Consider the following 19,082-nt stretch of genomic DNA (forward strand, 5'->3'; position numbering starts at 1 on the left):
CGATGCCCGCACTTTGGAGCATGGGAGTGAAAGCAGACAAAGCCATCGCGACCTACCGGCGCATGCGGGCGCAGCCGCTGTGGCGGCTGCTTGCCTCGACTACCGGGCCTACCGTCATTGGCCTGCTTCAGTCCCATCTGTATGAGGGCGAGCGAAGCCTCCCTGCCTCCATTTTTCACGAACGCATCGCAAGGGATCTGGAAGAGCTGCGCGCCCAAGGCGAAGACTTTCCCCAAACGGCACAGGCGTATGTCGCCAGCTGGCTCGCCGATGGGTTCCTCGAGCGACGTTTCCCGGCTGGGGCTTCAGAAGAGGAATATGAACTCTCCACGGCGGCCGTCGAAGCCATTCGGTTTGTCTCTGGACTGGCACAGCCGCACTCAGCCGCGACCGAAAGCCGCCTGACGCTCGTCATCGAGGCCTTGGCGCGACTTGCCGAGGACACAGACACCGACAAGTTCCGTCGCATCGACCGGCTCATGGCCGAGCAAGCCCGCATCGACAAGGAGATTGACGCCATCCAGAAGGGGCAGATGCGCGTGCTGCCCCATACAACGGCGCTCGAGCGCACGCGGGAGATCATCACGCTGGCCGACGATCTGGCCGGTGATTTCCGCCGTGTTCGAGATCAGTTCGACCAGCTGAATCGCGATCTTCGTGAACGCATCATGGACAACGATGGCAATCGTGGGGATGTGCTGGATTCGCTGTTCGCCGGAATCGACCTGATTTCAGAGAGTGACGCCGGAAGAACTTTCTCCGCCTTCTGGCGATTGCTTACGGACCCGGAGCAAGCGGCCACGCTTGATCAGGCGCTTGATAGCGTTATGTCGCGGGAGTTCGTGGGGCAGCTCGAAGCCAAGGAGCGACGATTTCTTCTGCGGCTGACGCGCACCCTTCTTGAGCAGGGCGGCATGGTTCACGAGGTGCTCCAGACCTTCGCGCGCAGTCTGAAGCACTTCGTCCAGAGTCGTGAATACCTCGAGCAACGCCGACTCAATCACCTGCTGAAAGACGCTCAGCGCGCAGCACTGAGCCTGAAGGACGAAGTCAGGGCCACTGACACCCTCCAGTACACGCTGGAACTCACGAGCAGTCGGTTGCGCTCCTTGTCTCAATGGGTGCTGCACGACCCATCCCTGCAAGCATTGCCTGGGCAGATGGCAGAAGGAGACGCGCCGCCCATCGATCTAGAGTCTGTGAGCGAACTGGTCGCGCAGTCGGAAATCGACTTCCGAACCCTGAAGGCCAACGTGCTGGCAGTCCTGGATCAGCGCTCCCAGGCATCGATTGCCGACGTGCTGGAGCAGTTCCCTGCTGCACAGGGGCTGGGCAGCGTCGTCGGCCTGCTGGCGTTGGGCAGTCGGCATGGGTTCAAGGCCGACCACAGTGAAACCGTAGGCTGGGTTGGAGGCGACGACGAGCGTCGTAGCGCCCGAATTCCAAAGATCTTCTTTTTGAGGGAGCGGGCCAATGAACTGGTCTGAGAACGACGAAGCGGCAATGCCAGCCGAGGCACAAGCACCCGATGCTGCTCCGGCACCCGCCAACACCCTGTTCCTGGGCGACAGCGGCGAGTTGCCGCTGGATACCCGGCGCGCCCTGGTGCAGCTGCTGGCAGGGCCATCGCTCGACGGACGTCGGCATCCAAAACTCTGGCCGATCTTGGTACGAGACGAAGCGGTGATCCGTCGGCGTCTCGCCGAGCTGTTTCTCGAACTGGTTATCGACCGAGACGTACAAGTGGCTTTCACGCGCCAGGCAGATACCGGCGACCTTGAGGTACCTCTCCTGTTGCGTCGCGCCCAGCTGACGTTCATTGACTCCATTCTGCTGCTCCACCTTCGTCAGCGATTGACCCAGGCGGACTCGCAGGGAGATCGTGCCGTGGTGTCGACAGATGAGATCACGGAGTTTCTATCCCTCTATGAGCGCGCCGCCAACACCGACCGTGCAGGGTTCGTGAAACGGGTTCATGCCTCAATCGAGAAGATCAAGAAGCACAGCATCCTTCAGAAAATTCGCTCGAGCGAGGATCGCTTCGAGATTTCGCCGACGCTGAAACTCCTGTTCTCGGCAGAGGAAATACAAGCGCTGACGCACCTGTATCAGCGCATGGCGGCCGGAGAAACGCCAGCGCAGCTGGTTCAGACTGATGCTGATGAGGAGGCCGACCAATGATCTCGGAACCCCAAACCGCCTCCTTGTTTGCCCGCGAGCAGTTCCGGATGACTCGCCTGCAGGTCTACAACTGGGGTACTTTCTCCGGCCTGCACGACGTACCGATCAGCGAACGAGGCTTTCTGTTTGTGGGTCGATCCGGCGCAGGGAAGTCGACGCTTCTCGATGCGTTTTCGGCGTTGCTGACGCCACCTCGCTGGATCGACTTCAACGCGGCCGCACGCGAGGCGGACCGCAGTGGTCGTGACCGGAACCTCGTCACCTACATACGTGGTGCGTGGGCTGAACAGAAGGATGGGGAGTCGGGCGAGATCGCGACCCGCTACCTGCGCGCAGGGACGACCTGGTCAGCCTTGGCGCTGACCTACCAGAATGCCTTGGGTCAGTCTGTGGTGTTGGTTCAGGTGTTCTGGCTGCGGGGAAATGCAAACGGCAGCACCGACGTCAAACGCCACTACCTAGTCATGGAGCGGGCCTTCGACCTGCGCGAGCTGGAGGATTTTGGCCAATCCAACTTCGAGATCCGGAAGCTCAAGCAGTCCTTCCCGGAAGCATTCGCACGCGACGAATTTCGTCCTTATTGCGAACGGTTCTGCCGTCTGCTCGGCATCGAGAGCGAAATGGCGCTGCGTTTGCTGCACAAAACCCAGTCGGCCAAAAACCTCGGTGACCTCAATACCTTCCTGCGCGACTTCATGCTCGACAAGCCCGAGACCTTCGAGGTGGCGGATCGCTTGGTCAGCGAGTTTGGAGAACTCAATGCGGCCCACCAGGCGGTCGTCACGGCTCGCGAGCAGGTTCAAACGCTCGCCCCAGCGCGGGAGCAGTATCAGCGCAGGGACTCGTTGGTGCTGCAGCGCAACGGCTTGGATGAGCTTCGGCTTGGCGTCGATGGCTACCGGGAAACCCGACGCATTGACCTTCTCAAGGAGCATGTGGCGGCCCTAGAGGTGCAAGCCAACGGCTCAGAAGGTGAAGTGGGGCGGCGTCAAAGCACGCTGGATAACCACGCCGCAATCCTGCGCGATCTGGAGCGACAGCATCGTGAGGCAGGTGGTGACCAGATCGAACAATGGGAGGCCGAAAAATCAGGGCTGGAAGGCCAGCGCACAGATCGTCTGCGCAAACGCGGTCAGGCCGAAGAGGCATGTAAGAAGCTGGGGTGGAGCCTCCCGGATTCGCCTCAAGCCTTCGCTGAACTGTTGGGCACCGCGCGGCAGGAGGTCGAAAACTGGGAACAGCGCAGCAACGACAGCCGCGCCGAGCAGTTCCGCCTGGACCGAGAAAAGAAGGATGCCGAGACCGCGTTTTCGCAAGCGTTGAAAGAGGTGCAGGCACTCCAGCGCCAGCCATCGAACATTCCAGCCGACATGCTGGAAATGCGCCGAGACATCGCTGCCGCCATCGGGATCTCGGAGTCGGCACTTCCCTTTGTTGGCGAACTCGTCGAAGTGAAGCCTGACGAGGCCGAATGGCAGGGGGCCATTGAGCGCGTACTGCATGGATTCGCGCTCTCACTCTTGGTAGACGAGCGCCAGTATTCAGCGCTAGCCAACCACATCAACACCACCCACCTCGGCCAGCGCCTGGTTTATTACCGGACTGGCCGCCCGGAGACCTGGCAGGCCAAGCCCATTGGTGGCAACTCGCTCGTCCTCAAGCTGAACGTCAAGGAGGGGGCGTATGCCGATTGGCTCCAGGCCGAGCTACGGCAACGCTTCGATTACGCGTGCGTCGATTCCATTCAGTCGTTCAGGAGTGCTGATCGCGCCATCACCCGCGAGGGGCAGGTCAAGCACAGCAAAACCCGGCACGAGAAAGACGACCGAAGAAGTGTCGGCGACCGGCGAAACTGGGTGCTCGGATTCGATAACCGCGAGAAGCTCGGGCTCTTTCAAGCTCAGGCGCAGGAGCTGGCTGACACCATTTCGCGCCTCGGCGGGGAGATCGACAAGCTCTCCGACCAGGACAAGAATCGTGCGGCCCGAGCGATGCAGTGCCAGACTCTGGTGAATCTCCAGTGGCAGGAAATAGATGTGCTCCCATTGCTGGATCGCATCTCCAGCATTGAATGGCAGATCCGCGAAGCGCGGGAGGGAAATACCACCCTGCTGCAAATCAGCGAGCAGATCGGTGAACAAAAGAAGCTCGTCGAGGATGCTGACAAGGAGCTTCGCCAGGCAACACGCGCGCACGACTCGATTCTTGACCAGATCAAGACCAGCACCCAGAAACTGGAATCCCTCTTGCAGGACGCGTCTATCGTTCCATTGACGCCCCATCAGGTGTCGGGTCTCGACGAGCGCTTCGCCAAGCAGTCAGATGCAGTCCGGCTCGACAACCTCGACAAGGTGACAACGTCTGTAGAACGCGCACTCAATGCGGAGATCGAAGAGGTCAACCGTGGGATTGGTGCCTGCGAGAAGGAAATAGAAGCACGCTTCGCTGATTTCAAAAGGCAATGGCCGATGGACGCGGGCGACATGGACACGAGCCTTGCCAGCGCGCCAGATTTCTTCGCCAAACTGGTTCGGCTGGAGACGGATGGACTGCCCGCCTATGAGCAGCGATTCTTTGAACTGCTACAGAACCAAAGTCACCAGAATCTGGCGGCGCTTTCCACCTACCTGAACGATGCGCGTAAGGCGATCCTGGAACGGATGGATCTGGTCAACGACAGTCTTGGCCAGGTGCCCTTCAACCAGAGCGCTAATCAACGTACCTATCTCCACATCGACGCCAGTGACCGGCAGCTTGTCGACGTCAAGGAGTTCAAGCAGGAGATCCAGCAGGCGCTGAGCCATGCATGGACGGAGGATCGCGAGTTTGCGGAGGCGCGGTTTCTAGCCTTGCGACGACTTGTTGATCGACTCGCCAGTCAGGACCCCGAGCAAAAGCGCTGGCGTGAGACTGTGCTCGATGTTCGACAGCATGTTGAGTTCATCGGACGGGAAATCGATGAAGGCGGTGTCGAGGTCGAGATCTACCGCAGCGGAGCAGGCAAGTCTGGCGGCCAACGACAGAAACTGGCCACTACGTGCTTGGCCGCAGCCCTGCGATATCAACTGGGCGGGAACGACCACGGCGTGCCGATGTATGCGCCCGTCGTGCTGGATGAAGCCTTCGACAAGGCGGATAACGAGTTCACTGCTTTGGCGATGAACATCTTTACCAATTTCGGATTCCAGATGGTGGTCGCTACACCGCTGAAGTCCGTCATGACCCTTGAGCCATTCATCGGTGGCGCCTGCTTCGTGGACATCAGCGATCGGCGAGTCTCAGGCGTCTTGCTGATCGAGTATGACGGTGATCGTCAGCGGTTGAAGCTGCCAGAGCACGCACGAGAGGAGGCTGGCGTTGAAGCTTCCTGACGATGTTCGGCAGTTCCTTGTCCGTCGCTTTCAAAGCAAGCACCGCGAGTGGTTGATTGGTGATGCGGGCGAGGATCAATGGCCGCTGGAAGTTCCGCTCGGCATACCGACGGAACAGGCTGCGCTAAGGCAGGTCGACGGCGTTCGTGCTTGGGTGAGCGCATGGCAAGGTTGGCAAGGAGTCGGCTCCTTGTCCTGGTGTGAGCGCAGGTGGAAAGCGCTTGGCGTTCAGCGACTACCGGAGAAGCTAGCGTTGGGCGGCCCAGAGGATGTTGCCATGTGGATTGGTGAGTCCGCGCGATGGGAGCGTGCTCAATCTCGCTACCGGACACTCACCGCTCGCTGGCCGGTACTGGCGCAGCCGTTGCCAAGGTTCTTTGATGTCCTGGCGGACTACGGCGATGCCGATTTTCATCGGCTTGCAGAGATGCTGGATTGGATAGCGAACCATCCACAATCCGACCTCTACCCCCGCCAGCTGCCGGTGTCCGGGCTGGATAGCAAATGGCTCGATGGGCGCAAAGGGCTGCTGACGGATCTGGTGGCCGCAATTCAAGAGGACTCTTCCAGCGAACTGGATTTCTACCAGCGCTGCGGACTGAAAGCACCTCCACTCCTCGTGCGAATGCGGGTGCTGGATCAGGCGTTGCGAGCCAGGGTCGGTGGCATGGGTGACATCACTGCACCAGTGGAAGACCTGGCGGGTCTCAATTTGCCGGTCTCACACGTGTTTATTGTCGAGAACCTTCAAACGGGACTGGCAATGTCCGACATGCCGGGCGCTGTCGTGTTCATGCGTCTTGGCTATAACGTCGACGTGTTGGCCCGTTTCCCTTGGCTTGCCTGCGCAAAGTGCATCTATTGGGGTGATTTGGACACACATGGATTTGCCATCCTGCATCGTGCCCGTTCATACATTCCAGCGTTGCAATCCGTGCTCATGGACGAAGACACCTTGCTGCAACACAAGGCGCTGTGGGTGGATGAATCGGCGCAGCATCCGGCAACGGAACTGACGCTTCTGACGGAGCCAGAGCAGCAACTCTATCGGGATCTCAAGCAGCATCGCTGGGGACAAAACGTTCGCTTGGAGCAGGAGCGGATCGACTGGGCTACCGCATGGAGCGTGTTGCAGCGGACATTGGCCTAAAGCCACTGGCCCGCAATGGTTGTCTGCCGATCGCAAACCTGATCAACGCAGCGCGTTCAGCACTTTTTCGGCTTCCGGCCAGGGCAGCCGTCGCTTGCCAGACTTCATTCGGTCAAGTGCCTTAAAGGCGTCGTCGACTGACAACAGCTGGTTCTCGATCATGGCGCACAGCAGCCCGATGGTGCCCATGACGTTGACCTGCTCCTTGTTGGCAACAATCCGCAAATTGGCGTCACCGGTCAGCAAAGTGCAGGTCTCTTGCTTCGCAAGCGCCAGTGCCAAGTAGTCGTTGTGACTGGGCTTGGGACCGTTTTTAGCGGGAAGCAGATGGTTGTGCTGGCCTGGCAACTGCTCGGCATACGCCACGAAGTCGCCGCTGACCTCCATGACCTGCAAGCCCAGGTCTTCAAGGCCAGGGCTGCCCGGTTCAATTTCTTCGTAGTACAGCAGATCAGGGATGCCGAACTGCATCGGAAGCTGGAAGAGCGTCTCCATCAACGCTCCTGCTTCCATATCGATCAAGATGTTCGCATCACTGATGAGCAACCGCATCCGATGACTCCAGCTGGCGTTCTTTGTGGAAGCGCATCATCGGGATGCCCAGCAGTTCCGCCGCCTTGCCTTCGGAAATGTATTGCTCGGCCAAGGCGCGGTACACCAACTGATCAAACAGTCGGGGATGCTCTTGCGGCAGTGGCTGGCCAGGCTCGGTCTTGCGCCAGCCCTTGGCCGAAAACCGCTTGAACATGGAGAGGTGAGCGGCCTCGGTGATCACGCCACACTGTTTGGCGCGCTGCAGCCATCCAGTCATCGACAGACCGAACTCGTGCTTGAGCACGTACAGCTCTTGCCATTCCAGCGCATGGCGTTGTGCCCCAAGCAACTGCAACACCGCGACACGCGGAGCCAGGAAGGCACCGGCGAACCGGTCGCAGGCTTTTTCTTCGTTGATGCCGTCAGCCAGTCGTCCTTCGAGCAGCAGGTGCCCCAGCTCATGCGCCAGCGTGAACCGCTGCCGATCACCAGGCCAGCGTTTGGAAACAGCCACGACCGGATACTCCCGGCCATCTTCGGTCCGTGCCTTGGCCGTCAAGCCAGAGAAGCCTGGGTTCTCTTCATCGACCACGATGACCAGCAAGCCAAGGCCTTCGAGGGTGTCGGTGAGGTCAGCAATCGGATTCAGCCCCAACTGCCAAGCGTTGCGGACCGAATCCGAGAACGCATCGATCTCATCCAGCGAGGTGATGTGCTCGGGCAGATTCGCGGGCGGCGCAAAAGCCGGGAACGGCAGTTCGGGAAATGCGCCGAGCAACTCCACGCGCTTTTCCACCAACTCGACGACCTTGATCTTCAGCGCATCCTGCGCCGTCTTGCCAAAGGTAGAGAGCTTGCGGAACTCGGGCTGCAGCAGTTCAACCGTGTGCGTACGGAAGAAGTATTCGGTCCGAATGCCGCAGGCGCGGGCCAGCTTGAGCAGCTGAGTCGACGACGGCGTCAGCAGACCCTTCTCGTACTTCTGGATGGCGGTGTGAGAAACACCCACCTGTTCGCCCAACGCACCCAGGGTCAGACCTGCCGCCAATCGTGCTTGACGAATGCGATCTGCAATCATGACGCCTCCTTGGGTTGGGTTTAAAACAACCCTAATCCTACCAAATTTTTAAACCAAAGAGAAGCCCGCCCGTCTCGGCGGCCGTGGCGTCAGTCGTGGGCGACTGCTTCCATGTAGGGGCGCATCACGGTGGCGACGCGGCAATCCTGAGCGTAGCGCCACAGGTCGTCTGCGGACGCCTTACGCGTCCTCCAGGCGTCTTTCAAGGCCTCCAGCGCCACATCTAGACCGATCTTGTTGCGATGCTTGAAGCAATCGACCACGGTCTTGGCCGGGCTGTAGATCCGCACCTTCACCCCGTTGCATAAGTGTTCTTCGACGCCTGCCAGATGAGCGCAACCGGCCATCTGAACCATCCGGATCGGCGGATAGTCGATCCGGGGTGAGTGGCTGCCGCGTGGCATGGCGATCCAGACTTGACGCGGTAGTTGGGTGGTCAGCCCGTGAAACTGGAGTGCGGTGAGCAGGCAGAACACGGCTTGTGGCACCCTGGTGGCGACAAGGGCAAGACTCTCAAATTCCGTCACCCGTGCGCCTGGCAGACGGTAAAGACCACGCCCGACCCGTTCCAGCAGTCCTGCTGCAGTCATGCGCGTCAGGATGACCCGGGGCGAGCTGATGGCGTCCAGATCGCTGGCACGTAGCAGCCCTCTCCGGCTGGCCAGATCAAGGATGCGCTGGGTGTGGGTCTCGGAGAGCATTGATGGAGTGTGTTCCATTTGTTCTCCAATTTCAATTAATCAACGAAATATCGGAACGCATGACAACACACTTCGCCACGGCCCACCCCAACTACGGGGCATCAGCATTCCCTTTCATCGGGTACCGGCATGGGCGCAGGTGATGCATCTCCCAGAGGAAGAGTTCCTCGATGCTGAAGCGGATGACGTCACCGTTTGCGATCCGGTAGAACGGAATGCCGAGCCGCAGGCGTTCCTGATTCTGGTGAATCCAGTAACCGGGCAAGCCAGTGATGTCGACCACATCTTTGGCGGAGTAAAAAACCCGATCACGGCGTTCAGGCCGCTTCAGCATCATCTGCTCGATGGCATCTTCACGTGCTGTGGGAGATGATTCGGACAACGGGCGTCCGGCAGGGGATTTCCAAGTGACCCGAGCCTTGCGCTCGAAGGCTTCAACCTCCATCAGAAGGTAACGGACAGATCTGTTGAGGTGCCAGGCGGGCGGGCCGATTCCTTCCGAGCGCCACTTTTGCAGCGTCTTGGGTGAGAGATTCCACCTCGAGGACAACTGGTTTTCATCGAGGACCGGATACGTGATGACTGGCTCATCCGGGCTGGGCGCAACGCCCTGCTTGTTGGCATCAACCTTGGGCTTCATCGCGCGCCTCCGTCAGCGCGGCCTCGGCCGCTTCAAGACTGCCGTACTGCGCGATGAGTGCGAAGGCCTCGCTCAAGTAGTACCGCTTTGGTTCGGGGGCGGCGGGCGCGGGAGATTCGACAACGGGCTGCGCGTCGTTCAAGGATGGCAGCGGCACTTCGTTGGACATGCCCTGGCGGATCGCCTGCTCATAGGTGACGATCTCATCGACTGGATAGCGGATGGCCTTTGACAGCTTGATGTACGGCGGGCCGCGTTCTTCGCTACGCCAGCGCTGCAGGGTCTTGATGCTGACGTTCCACCGACGTGCGAGCTCCGTTTCGGTGAAGGCGGGTTCGGTTTGCATGGCATTTCCTTTCGTCGTTCGTGCCGGGCATTACGGCGACAAACGAGAGGAAAGCCAAGTTGCGGCCCCGAGATTCCCCGGCAGTCGTGGCAACTGCGAGTGCCAATCGGCCTCTCTGAACTTACAATCATGGGCATGTGCGGTTGCGCGAAATCCTTCCCCGGAATCGCGCGAGGGTCTCAAGGCTTCCGACCGGGGCTGAGAGACTGCTGATATGTGGGTTTGGTTTTCTGTTAAACTACACCACCAAATACAAAAACGCCGATCCTCGTGATCGGCGTTTTGCTTTATGCGCCGCACTCATGCGTCCGCATCTGGCAGCTACGGTACAGTCACAGATTGCTCGCGCCCAGTCGCCCTTCTGCCCCATGAGTCTGATCCCTCCTGCCTTACCGCCGATCTCGATCCTGATGTACCACCAGATCGGGGTCTACCCACGGCCAGACACGCACCGAGCCCTGTTTTGCCACATTGACCGCTTCCGCAGTCAACTGCGCTATCTGAAGCTCGCAGGCTTTGACGTCCTCACGCTGGAACAGGCCCGACAAAGCCTCTTCGAAGGTCGCCCGCTGCCACGCAAAGCCGCTGTGATCACCGTTGACGATGGCTTTGACGACTTCCGCACACATGCCTGGCCTGCCTTGCAGGAGTTCAACTTCCCCGCCACCGTCTTCCTGGTGAATTCGCTCATTGGCAAGCGCGCCGCTTGGCTCGAATCCGAGCGCGCAGATGTGCCCGCTTTGATGAATGCCGACGCGATCAGACAGCTCCACCGCGAAGGGGCCCACTTTGGCTCACATGCCATGAGTCACCCACGGTTGAGCAAGCTGCCGACCCCGGCCATGCGCTCCGAAATCTTTGACAGCAAGGCTGCGCTGGAAGACCTGCTCGGAGCCGAGGTAGCCGATTTCTGCTATCCCTATGGCGACTACAACGACACGGCTCGTCAGTTGGTGGCAGAAGCCGGCTACCGTACAGGCTTGACATGTGTGAGAGGCTCAGCCAATACCGCGACCAGCCCGTTCGAGTTGCCTCGCAAGGCCATTTCCTATGGCGACAACCTGATCGGTTTTGCGTGGAAGCTGCACATGAAGAACAAGCGTAAGGGCGGCTAAAGGCATGCGCATCCTTCACGTTCTACACAGCCACGGTTATGGCGGCGCTGAAAACCACGCCCTGGTCTTGATGAAGGGGCAACGTGCTGCTGGCCATGAAGTGATGTATGCAGGCCCCACCGATTCGTGGCTAGGTCGCGCCTGTGCAGACCAGGGCATCCCCACGCAGCACTTGCGCATGTCGGGCCTGTTTGACTTGCCCTCCCACTACACCCTGCGCAAAACCGCGCAGCAGTGGCGCGCCGATATCGTGCACGGCCACCTGGTGCGCGGAGCCCAGTACGCGGGCCTGGCCGCCCACAAACACCAACGCCCCGTGGCGATTTGCACTGCGCACGCCACCACCGCCTACAAGCACATGGAGCGCTGTGCCCACGTCATCGCCGTGTCCAAGGCCGTTCAGAAGAATTTGCTGAGCCATGGCTATCGCGAGGCCGCAACCAGTGTCATCTACAACGGCATGCCGGAAGGGCCTCACGGCTCACGCCATGAGTTACGCCTGGAGTTGTCCATTCCTGACGACCGGTTTGCCGTGGTCAACGTGGGGCGCTTCATTCGCGATAAAGGGCAAGACCTTTTGGCCCAAGCCATGACACAGGTGTCAGACCCGCGCGTGCACCTCTACCTCATCGGCGATCCGGCCACCGACTTTGGCAAACAAGTTCAAACCCTGGCTGGGCACAGCGAGCGCATCCATTTTCTGGGCTATCGTGGTGACGTTCAGCGCATCCTGCCGGCTTTCGACGCCTACGCACTGTCTTCCAGACGCGAGGCACTGGGCTTGTCCGTCATTGAAGCCTTTGCGGCACAGTTGCCCGTGCTGGCCACATCGGTAGGCGGGGTGCCTGAAATCGTGATCCACGATGAAACTGGCTGGCTGGTCGAGCCCGAGAGCCCAGAGGCATTGGCGCGCGGCATCGAGGCACTCGCTCGCTCCCCCGAAGAGTGCCGCTTGTTGGCCCAGGCCGGGCGACATCTGTACGAAACCCAACTGACCGATCGCAGCATGGTGGAGCAGACGCTGGCTGTCTACCAACGCTGCCTGGACCAGGCCCGACACGCATGAGCACCGCAGCCCACCCTGAACCACGCCGCATCCTGATTGTGCGCCTGTCCGCACTGGGCGACATCGTCATGTCCTCTGGCCTGATTCCGGCCCTGCACAAGCGCTTTCCGCAAGCTGAGTTGTACTGGCTGACCGAAGCCGGCTGCGCCCCGCTGCTCAAGCACAACCCCAAACTGAAGGATGTGTTGATCTGGCCTCGCGCCCAGTGGGAGCAATTGCTCAAGGCCAAGCAATATGGCGCCTTGTGGCGCGAGATCCGAGCGTTTCGCAAGATGCTGCGCAGCATGCGCTTCGATCTGGTGCTCGACGGCCAGGGCCTTCTCAAGAGCGGAATGTGCGCCTGGTTCACGGGCGCCCCTCGGCGTATCAGCATCATCGCGCGCGAAGGCAGCCACCTGCTGGTTCATGAACGTGTGGTGCCGCCCGCGGGGGCCGATACCCGCATCGGCTCCGAATACCGCTACCTGGCCACCTACCTGGGTGCCCCTGAAGCAGACTTCCAGCTCGATCTGGCGGTGGGCGCAGCGCCTCTGGCCAAAGCCCAAGCAGCCCTTCAAGCCGCACTCGCAGGCAAGCCGCAACGCCCCCTGGTCGTGCTGTGTCCTTTCACCACTCGTCCGCAGAAGCACTGGGTCGAAACGAATTGGTCTGAGCTGGCGCGCCACCTGCTGGAAAGGGGCCTACAACCCATCGTCTTGGGCGGCCCCTCTGACAAGGAGGCTGCGGCTCGCATTGCTGCCGGCTGCTCTGATCTGATCAACCTGACCGGACTGCTCAAGCTCGACGAAAGCGTGGCGCTCATCTCTCAGTGCCAACAACTCATCGGGGTGGACACCGGGCTGACCCACATGGGCACCGCCTTGCGCCTGCCCACCGTGGCGCTATTCGGCTCCACACGCCCCTACCTGAGCTCAGGCACGCCCACGACCCAGGTCATGTACGACGCCCTGCCCTGCTCGCCCTGCCGACGCCGCCCCACCTGCGAGGGCCGCTTCGATTGCATGAAGCAACTCACGGTGGACCGGGTACTGGCACAGGCCCAAGCTCTTTACAACCCCACGGGTCTCGCGCCATGAAAGTCCTGCACATTGAAGCCGGCATGCACCTGTACGGCGGCGCCCTTCAGGTCGTGTTTCTGCTGCGCGGGCTCAAGCAACTGGGTGTGCAAAGCATTCTGGCTTGCCCGGAAGGCAGCGCCATCGCACAAGAAGCGGCCCCACACGCGGACGTTCGCCCCATGCCCATGAAGGGCGACCTCGATGTCGGTCTGCTTGGCCGCTTGCGCGCCTTGATTCGGGAGACCCGTCCCGACGTCGTTCACCTGCACAGCCGACGCGGCAGTGACATTTGGGGCGCCTTGGCGGGTAGGCTGGAAGGGGTGCCGGTGGTGTTGAGCCGCCGTGTCGACAACCCAGAAGCCCGCTGGGTCGTGAAGCTGAAATACAAGCTCTACGACAAGGTGGTCACCATCTCCGATGGCATCCGCCAGGTGCTGCTGTCGGAGGGGGTTCCTGCCGACAAGATTCACTGCGTGCTGAGCGCCGTCGATACGCAGCAATACCGCCCCGATCGCGCCCACCTGAACTGGTTCCGAGAAACCTTCCACATTGCCCCTGACGAGAAGGTCATCGGCATGGTGGCTCAGTTCATCGCTCGCAAAGGGCATCAAACCCTGCTGGAAGCCCTGCCCGCCGTACTCGCTGAACATCCCCGTACCAAAGTGATTCTGTTTGGCCAGGGCCCCATTCGGGACGACATTCAAGCCCAGGTGAACGCATCGCCGCTGTTGCGTGATCACGTTCAACTACCAGGCTTCCGTCGAGATCTGGCGCAGATCCTGCCCTGCCTGGATGTGCTCGCCCACCCGGCCCACATGGAAGGCTTGGGCGTGTCGTTGCTGCAAGCAGCAGCCTGCGGCGTGCCGCTGGTCGGGGGCCGCGCAGGTGGCATTCCGGAAATCGTTCAGCCCGGCTTGAACGGTGAGCTGATGGAACCGGGCGATGTTTCAGCCCTGACCAGGCACCTGAATGCCTTGCTGGCCTCCGCCGATCTGCGCGAACAGTACGGACGCGCCGGTCGGGAATGGGTGGAGTCGCGCTTCTCGATCCAGGCCATGGTGCAGGGCAACCTGGGGGTGTATCAGTTGCTGAGCAAACCCTCGACGGGAGCGGGGAGCTCGGTGTAGCGACAGCTCCTGTCAACCGCAGACCGGTAGTCGACACCGATACCAGCCCATTTCACTGCAGGCACGGGCGATGAAGATTGGCCTAAGTAGCACAGATTCACCCCCGATTTAAAACAAACACAGAAACAAGCACCGCGCTCAACCGCCTACACATCCCAACAAGCCGGGCAAAAAATCAACCGCCATGAATAAACCGGGAAACATTTTTGACATTGTGAGATTGCTGTCTGCCCTGATGGTGATCTTTTCACACCACTATCCTCTCAGCGCGCGACCCGAACCTGCCTTCATGAATGTCATTTCATACGGTGGGTTGGCGGTCATTATCTTCTTTGGCATCTCAGGCTACCTCATCACTGCATCAAGGGTTCAGACCAGATCGACCATGTTGTTTCTGGAAAAGAGAGTCAGAAGAATCTTTCCGGGCTTGATTTTTTGCGCAGCCATCACATATTTCATAGCCATCCCGCTGATCGAAGGGAAGTTACCGGGATCCGCGAACTTCGTGGCGTTCGTACGATCAGCGATGATGTTTGTCACCACAGATATGGGCATCGCACGGGATTTCAAATACCCCAACTCCATTAATGGAAGCCTCTGGACGCTCTCGCTCGAATTTACTTGCTACATCGTCGTAGCCCTTTTCATTTCGCACGCCAACATCAAAAAGAGCCTATCCATATTGACTCCACTCACTCTCTGCGCGTGCATCTATTCAATCAATTCCCCTTTCAAAATCGGCTTCTATGGGGTAAGCCTGCAAGCACTGCTGCCTTTGCTGCTTTCATTTCTCACAGGCGCAGTCGTATATCAGCTCAGAGATTCTCTTATTGCGAACACCCGACTCAAGGTGGCAACGGTTGCTGTATCCGTAGCACTCTTGGTCGCCATGAACCAGACATTCGAACTTCAGCTATTGATATATGTATTGATACCAATCATTTCGATACTGATTTCCATGTCATTCACAGACAAAATAATCAATCGCCGCTTCGATATTTCGTACGGCGTATACATTTACGCGTTCCCGACGCAGCAGTTGATCATCAACCACACAAACCTGAATTTCACGAAATCAATGCTGGCTAGCATGGCGTGCACAATCGTCCTCGCCGCATTTTCATGGAAGTTTGTTGAGTCTCGATTTCTGAAGACAAGGCCCACACCGCTCAACGGCTGACACGCAGGCTTCAGGCTGGCGGCTTGTGCTTCGACAGCACGAGCCGCACGCATCGATAGTCCGAGCGTAAGCAAAATGGGCCATGATTCAGAGCGTTCAGACCTGCTGTAGAACGCCGCAGTGCCCCCCTCAGTCAGCCAGATGCAAAATCACAAGGCCGTACCGCGCTTGCACTGTTTCAGGGACCTAGCGATTCCATACTTCCGCAGAGACTCCGTAGAACCGAGTTCTCTCTTTCTGGCTGAATTGCTGACCGCAAACAGCGCGGAACCCGTCAACCACCCCAGTATGGGCATCAGGATACTCAAAGACAACTCGGCGTGCCGTGCCAACCTGATCACACAAGCCGGGATATTCAGCAGGCGTAGAGAGCGAGTAATGGGCGGCCGGACCTTTGGCTGCGCACTGCCGAAGATAAAACTTGTAGAAGTTACTGTTTGGCGCCCACGTGGTGACAACGGGAACGTCTGAATCGATCATGCTGCAAGCATGATTTGAAGCAGACCGATAGTCCTCTTTCATTGCGCCATATAAATTCTTGATGCTTTCGGGTATTCCGGCGGAAAAAACCAGCACAAGCAAAAATGCAACCGAAGCCGACCGAATCGCTGAGATGGTTGTGGCCGCCCAGAAATACACAACCGGAATCAAGAATACAAAATGACGTGAGTGGAAAACCCCGCTACGCCCCACAACATAACAAATCAACAAGAACCAGACATAAATCAGCGTCAAGACGAGCAGCCGTTTCTTGCCACCCAGATCCTCCGCCCCCCTATTTCTTTGCAGAACAACCAGCCAAGCGGCAAAAATAAAAAGAAACGACCAGGCCTCGCCCAACATTTTCATCGTCAAGGGAACGGACTGAGAAAATGCCGAGAAAAACGATTGCTTGGCCCAACCTATTCCACCCTGCGCACTAAAAACAAGGGCATGGTAATTCAACCAAAGCCACGGCAAGAACAAGACGAGCAGCAGCACCATGGATCTGATCACGCGCCAATTGGAACGCCGCACGGCTGCATATGCATCGAAAGCAGCCAGAATAGATACAAAAATCAAGGCGTTGTAATGCGTATATGCCGCAGCAAGCCACAGCACATAATCCACAAAAATTGGGGGCCTTCCCAACTCCGCGCCAGAGTCTCTCCACCGAACATACCAGAACCAAAATGCAATGAAGCAAATGGTGGAACCCAAAGCATACGCCCGAGCCTCTTGGGCATACTCAATGAGTGCGGGGGAAAATGCTGAAAAAAATAATGCGAGGATGAGCGCCCTTCGCCCGACGTGATCACGCTCCCTCACCGCCAAAACAGCGATGAAAATCAAAAGCAGGGTCCCAGCAATGGCGCTATGCAAGCGCATCGAATACTCGTCAAAACCGAGCACCTTCCCTGACAGCCTCATCAAGAACTCGTTCAGGGGAGGGCTTTGATCCGCTGCCTTCAGCGTTAGAAAAGTGTCATGCGAATTGATTCCAGGAATCTGGGTACGACGAAACACCTCTCCATCAGCTGCGGATGGGGGCAGAAAGTCCCGGAACAGCGCAATATCAACTGAGAACAATTCGTCGGTCCACAAGCTTTTATGCCCCAGATCATGAAATCTGAGAAAGCCTCCGAACACAACCAACGAGAATGTCACAGCCAGCAGCGCCAGTTCCCGATACCTCCACTCAGTCATTACAGTCAGCCCCGAAAAAAGAACTCATCGTCAAATTAGCTCAACACAATTCCAAGCCGTAATAGCCCTCAACAAAATTGTCACCCACAGGGTGAGACCAATCCATTTCGGCTTGCTTATCTCCACCATGGCTCGCTTGACTGGATACAGAAATGTTCAAAAGTGCAAGAGCCAGGGCCTCAATATCCAGCATCAACTCAATCGGAAGCAACTGCCCCCAATTGGCCGCCCGTATACGAGTAGCCACCGCACCAAAATCAAATCCAACTGGATAAAGATTGGCCCGGAACGCAGCGCTCAAAGTGTAGGAGAAGGTTTCCGGCCAAACGGAACTGAACCAAACAAAATCGGCGTTTGAGGCAATCAGATTTTTGACCGCCTCTTCATTTGGATATGCCCCGGTTATCTCGACGCCCAGATGCTTCAATCGTTCATCTCGGTCGGTATAGCCGACCACGACAAACTCAAGTGGCAAAGAATTCGCCCGGACATGTTCGGCAAGCAACTCCAGGAGTTCAGAGCCCTTGTGTGGGCCGATCGCACCGAGCACCGCGACCCGACGCTTGGCTTGATTAACGACTCGAAGACCGAACTTCGCTGGCCGCTCACGCTGAACGTCGACTTGGGGATGAGGCTTGACCTGGAAATTCAGTTGCGGGAAATATCGCGACATGCGCTGACTGACATCTTCGTCTGGCACGTAAATATGCCGCGCAGCACTCAGCAACCGACCAAACCGATCGCGCCAACTCCACACCGACGGATTTCCGAACTTCGAACCGTCTCGCTTGATACATGTTTCGCAGTCGGCTAGCGCGGGCTCTCCACAATACACACCCGTTCGATCGATCAGCGTAATCCGAGGGCAAACCGACATGTAATCATGAAGCGTGACGTCATATTTGACACCTGCATCCGCACAGGCCAAGCGCAGGAAATCCGAAACATCGGAGACAAAACCTGCCGTGTGATGAACATGCACATGCTTGACATTGAGCGCCCGGATCACCGAAACAAACCGGTCCAATCCGTGCTCAATACTGATGGCAGTCAGATTTGGGAAATCCACCCGATCCGATTCATTCAAGAAGGTGATCAATTCACCTCGGTCACCGCCGGGCCTGCCTATCAGAACCTGAAAGCCTTGCGCTTCGACCAGGGCTTTCATCTCCTGAACGTGAACCTCGGTCCCGCCACCCCAGCTATGGGTAACAAAGAGCATCGATCCCTTCTCCGACTTCATCGAGAGTCGAGCAAGGTCAATGGCCTCTCTGTATGGACGAACGGGATCCCTTTGGACGAATTCATGCACAGCTGACTCATAGTCAGGATGCAGTCTATTCAAGACCTGGAGTGCAACGGCAATTCTCTGAGCTTTACTCTCGCCAAATGACGCTCCTCCATAGTGGCGCACAAAGACGTCCGGAGTCAAAATATTGCGCCAACCGGCTGCAATTGCCCGACGGCTCAGGTCATTTTCCTCGCCGTAGCCTTTTCCAAAGCTTTCAAAATCAAAAAAGCCAATGGCATCGAGACAATCCCGGCGGAGGTACATACAGAACCCAACCCCGGTAGGAATCTCAACCTCCTCGCCTTCGTTCAGACGGGCAAACAGCGCATCGAGCGTCTGGTCGTCTATCTCCAACTGACCCCAGTTGTCCTCGCAGAACTTAGGGTAGCTGCATATTGTTGCGTTATTCGAAAACGGCGTAACGGTGCCCGTTCGTCCATTTCTGTAGGCAGCACGCCGGATTCGATCAAGCCAGTCGCTGTAAACCTCTGTATCGGAATTCAGGAGCAAAACGTCTCGATCCCGGTGCAATCCCATCCCAAAGTTGCAAGCCCCCAC

General features: G+C 58.3%; 16 protein-coding genes. 9 read left to right on the top strand and 7 right to left on the bottom strand.

What is annotated here, in order from left to right; translation table 11 throughout:
* Positions 1-2 precede the first annotated feature (2 nt).
* From VFW72_RS15140 to VFW72_RS15155, 4 genes are read left to right on the top strand one after another with little or no spacing between them, the layout of a single operon-like run.
* Positions 3-1,487 carry a DUF3375 domain-containing protein gene (locus VFW72_RS15140; RefSeq protein WP_329675121.1) on the top strand — a complete coding sequence of 495 codons (1,485 nt, stop codon included), beginning with the start codon at positions 3-5 and terminating at the stop codon, positions 1,485-1,487.
* Positions 1,474-2,181: a DUF4194 domain-containing protein gene (locus VFW72_RS15145; protein WP_329675122.1), complete on the top strand. Its 708-nt coding sequence runs from the start codon at positions 1,474-1,476 to the stop codon at positions 2,179-2,181. The genes VFW72_RS15140 and VFW72_RS15145 overlap by 14 nt, the downstream gene beginning before the upstream one ends.
* Positions 2,178-5,552, top strand: coding sequence for an ATP-binding protein (locus VFW72_RS15150; RefSeq protein ID WP_329675123.1), 3,375 nt, complete (start codon positions 2,178-2,180; stop codon positions 5,550-5,552). The genes VFW72_RS15145 and VFW72_RS15150 overlap by 4 nt, the downstream gene beginning before the upstream one ends.
* Positions 5,539-6,702, top strand: a complete 1,164-nt coding sequence (locus VFW72_RS15155) for a Wadjet anti-phage system protein JetD domain-containing protein (protein ID WP_329675124.1) — start codon at positions 5,539-5,541, stop codon at positions 6,700-6,702. Before VFW72_RS15150 ends, VFW72_RS15155 begins: the two co-directional genes overlap by 14 nt.
* A 42-nt stretch (positions 6,703-6,744) precedes the next feature.
* Here the strand turns inward: VFW72_RS15155 and VFW72_RS15160 are convergent, their stop codons facing one another.
* The 5 genes from VFW72_RS15160 to VFW72_RS15180 form a co-directional block, all read right to left on the bottom strand.
* Positions 6,745-7,254, bottom strand: a complete 510-nt coding sequence (locus tag VFW72_RS15160; protein ID WP_202635546.1) for a PIN domain-containing protein — start codon at positions 7,252-7,254, stop codon at positions 6,745-6,747.
* Positions 7,235-8,314, bottom strand: a complete 1,080-nt coding sequence (locus VFW72_RS15165; protein WP_045468382.1) for an XRE family transcriptional regulator — start codon at positions 8,312-8,314, stop codon at positions 7,235-7,237. The genes VFW72_RS15160 and VFW72_RS15165 overlap by 20 nt, the downstream gene beginning before the upstream one ends.
* A gap of 89 nt (positions 8,315-8,403) precedes the next feature.
* Positions 8,404-9,015, bottom strand: coding sequence for a type IV toxin-antitoxin system AbiEi family antitoxin domain-containing protein (locus VFW72_RS15170; RefSeq protein WP_329675137.1), 612 nt, complete (start codon positions 9,013-9,015; stop codon positions 8,404-8,406).
* Positions 9,016-9,106: 91 nt separating this feature from the next.
* On the bottom strand, positions 9,107-9,655 hold the full coding sequence (locus tag VFW72_RS15175; RefSeq protein ID WP_205125665.1) for a hypothetical protein: 549 nt from the start codon (positions 9,653-9,655) through the stop codon (positions 9,107-9,109).
* Complete coding sequence (locus tag VFW72_RS15180) at positions 9,639-10,001, bottom strand: helix-turn-helix domain-containing protein (RefSeq protein ID WP_329675125.1); 363 nt, start codon at positions 9,999-10,001, stop codon at positions 9,639-9,641. Before VFW72_RS15180 ends, VFW72_RS15175 begins: the two co-directional genes overlap by 17 nt.
* A gap of 302 nt (positions 10,002-10,303) precedes the next feature.
* On the opposite strand from VFW72_RS15180, the gene VFW72_RS15185 reads away from it, so the two are divergent.
* The 5 genes from VFW72_RS15185 to VFW72_RS15205 all read left to right on the top strand — a co-directional run bounded on the left by VFW72_RS15185 (position 10,304) and on the right by VFW72_RS15205 (position 15,547).
* Positions 10,304-11,116 (top strand): polysaccharide deacetylase family protein, encoded by an 813-nt coding sequence (locus tag VFW72_RS15185; protein WP_329675126.1) that lies wholly within the window; start codon positions 10,304-10,306, stop codon positions 11,114-11,116.
* 4 nt (positions 11,117-11,120) lie between these two features.
* Positions 11,121-12,182: a glycosyltransferase gene (locus VFW72_RS15190; RefSeq protein WP_329675127.1), complete on the top strand. Its 1,062-nt coding sequence runs from the start codon at positions 11,121-11,123 to the stop codon at positions 12,180-12,182.
* Positions 12,179-13,258: a lipopolysaccharide heptosyltransferase II gene (waaF, locus tag VFW72_RS15195; RefSeq protein ID WP_329675128.1), complete on the top strand. Its 1,080-nt coding sequence runs from the start codon at positions 12,179-12,181 to the stop codon at positions 13,256-13,258. The genes VFW72_RS15190 and waaF overlap by 4 nt, the downstream gene beginning before the upstream one ends.
* Positions 13,255-14,367, top strand: coding sequence for a glycosyltransferase family 4 protein (locus VFW72_RS15200; RefSeq protein WP_329675129.1), 1,113 nt, complete (start codon positions 13,255-13,257; stop codon positions 14,365-14,367). Before waaF ends, VFW72_RS15200 begins: the two co-directional genes overlap by 4 nt.
* A gap of 184 nt (positions 14,368-14,551) precedes the next feature.
* Complete coding sequence (locus tag VFW72_RS15205; RefSeq protein ID WP_329675130.1) at positions 14,552-15,547, top strand: acyltransferase; 996 nt, start codon at positions 14,552-14,554, stop codon at positions 15,545-15,547.
* Positions 15,548-15,733: 186 nt separating this feature from the next.
* Here VFW72_RS15205 and VFW72_RS15210 read toward each other — a convergent pair whose 3' ends face one another.
* Positions 15,734-17,233, bottom strand: a complete 1,500-nt coding sequence (locus tag VFW72_RS15210; RefSeq protein ID WP_329675131.1) for a glycosyltransferase family 39 protein — start codon at positions 17,231-17,233, stop codon at positions 15,734-15,736.
* Positions 17,234-17,273: 40 nt separating this feature from the next.
* The coding region (locus tag VFW72_RS15215; protein ID WP_329675132.1) for a glycosyltransferase at positions 17,274-19,082 on the bottom strand (1,809 nt) is incomplete at its 5' end.

It is taken from the genome of Aquabacterium sp. (assembly GCF_036273115.1).
In the GTDB taxonomy this organism is placed as follows: domain Bacteria; phylum Pseudomonadota; class Gammaproteobacteria; order Burkholderiales; family Burkholderiaceae_C; genus Aquabacterium.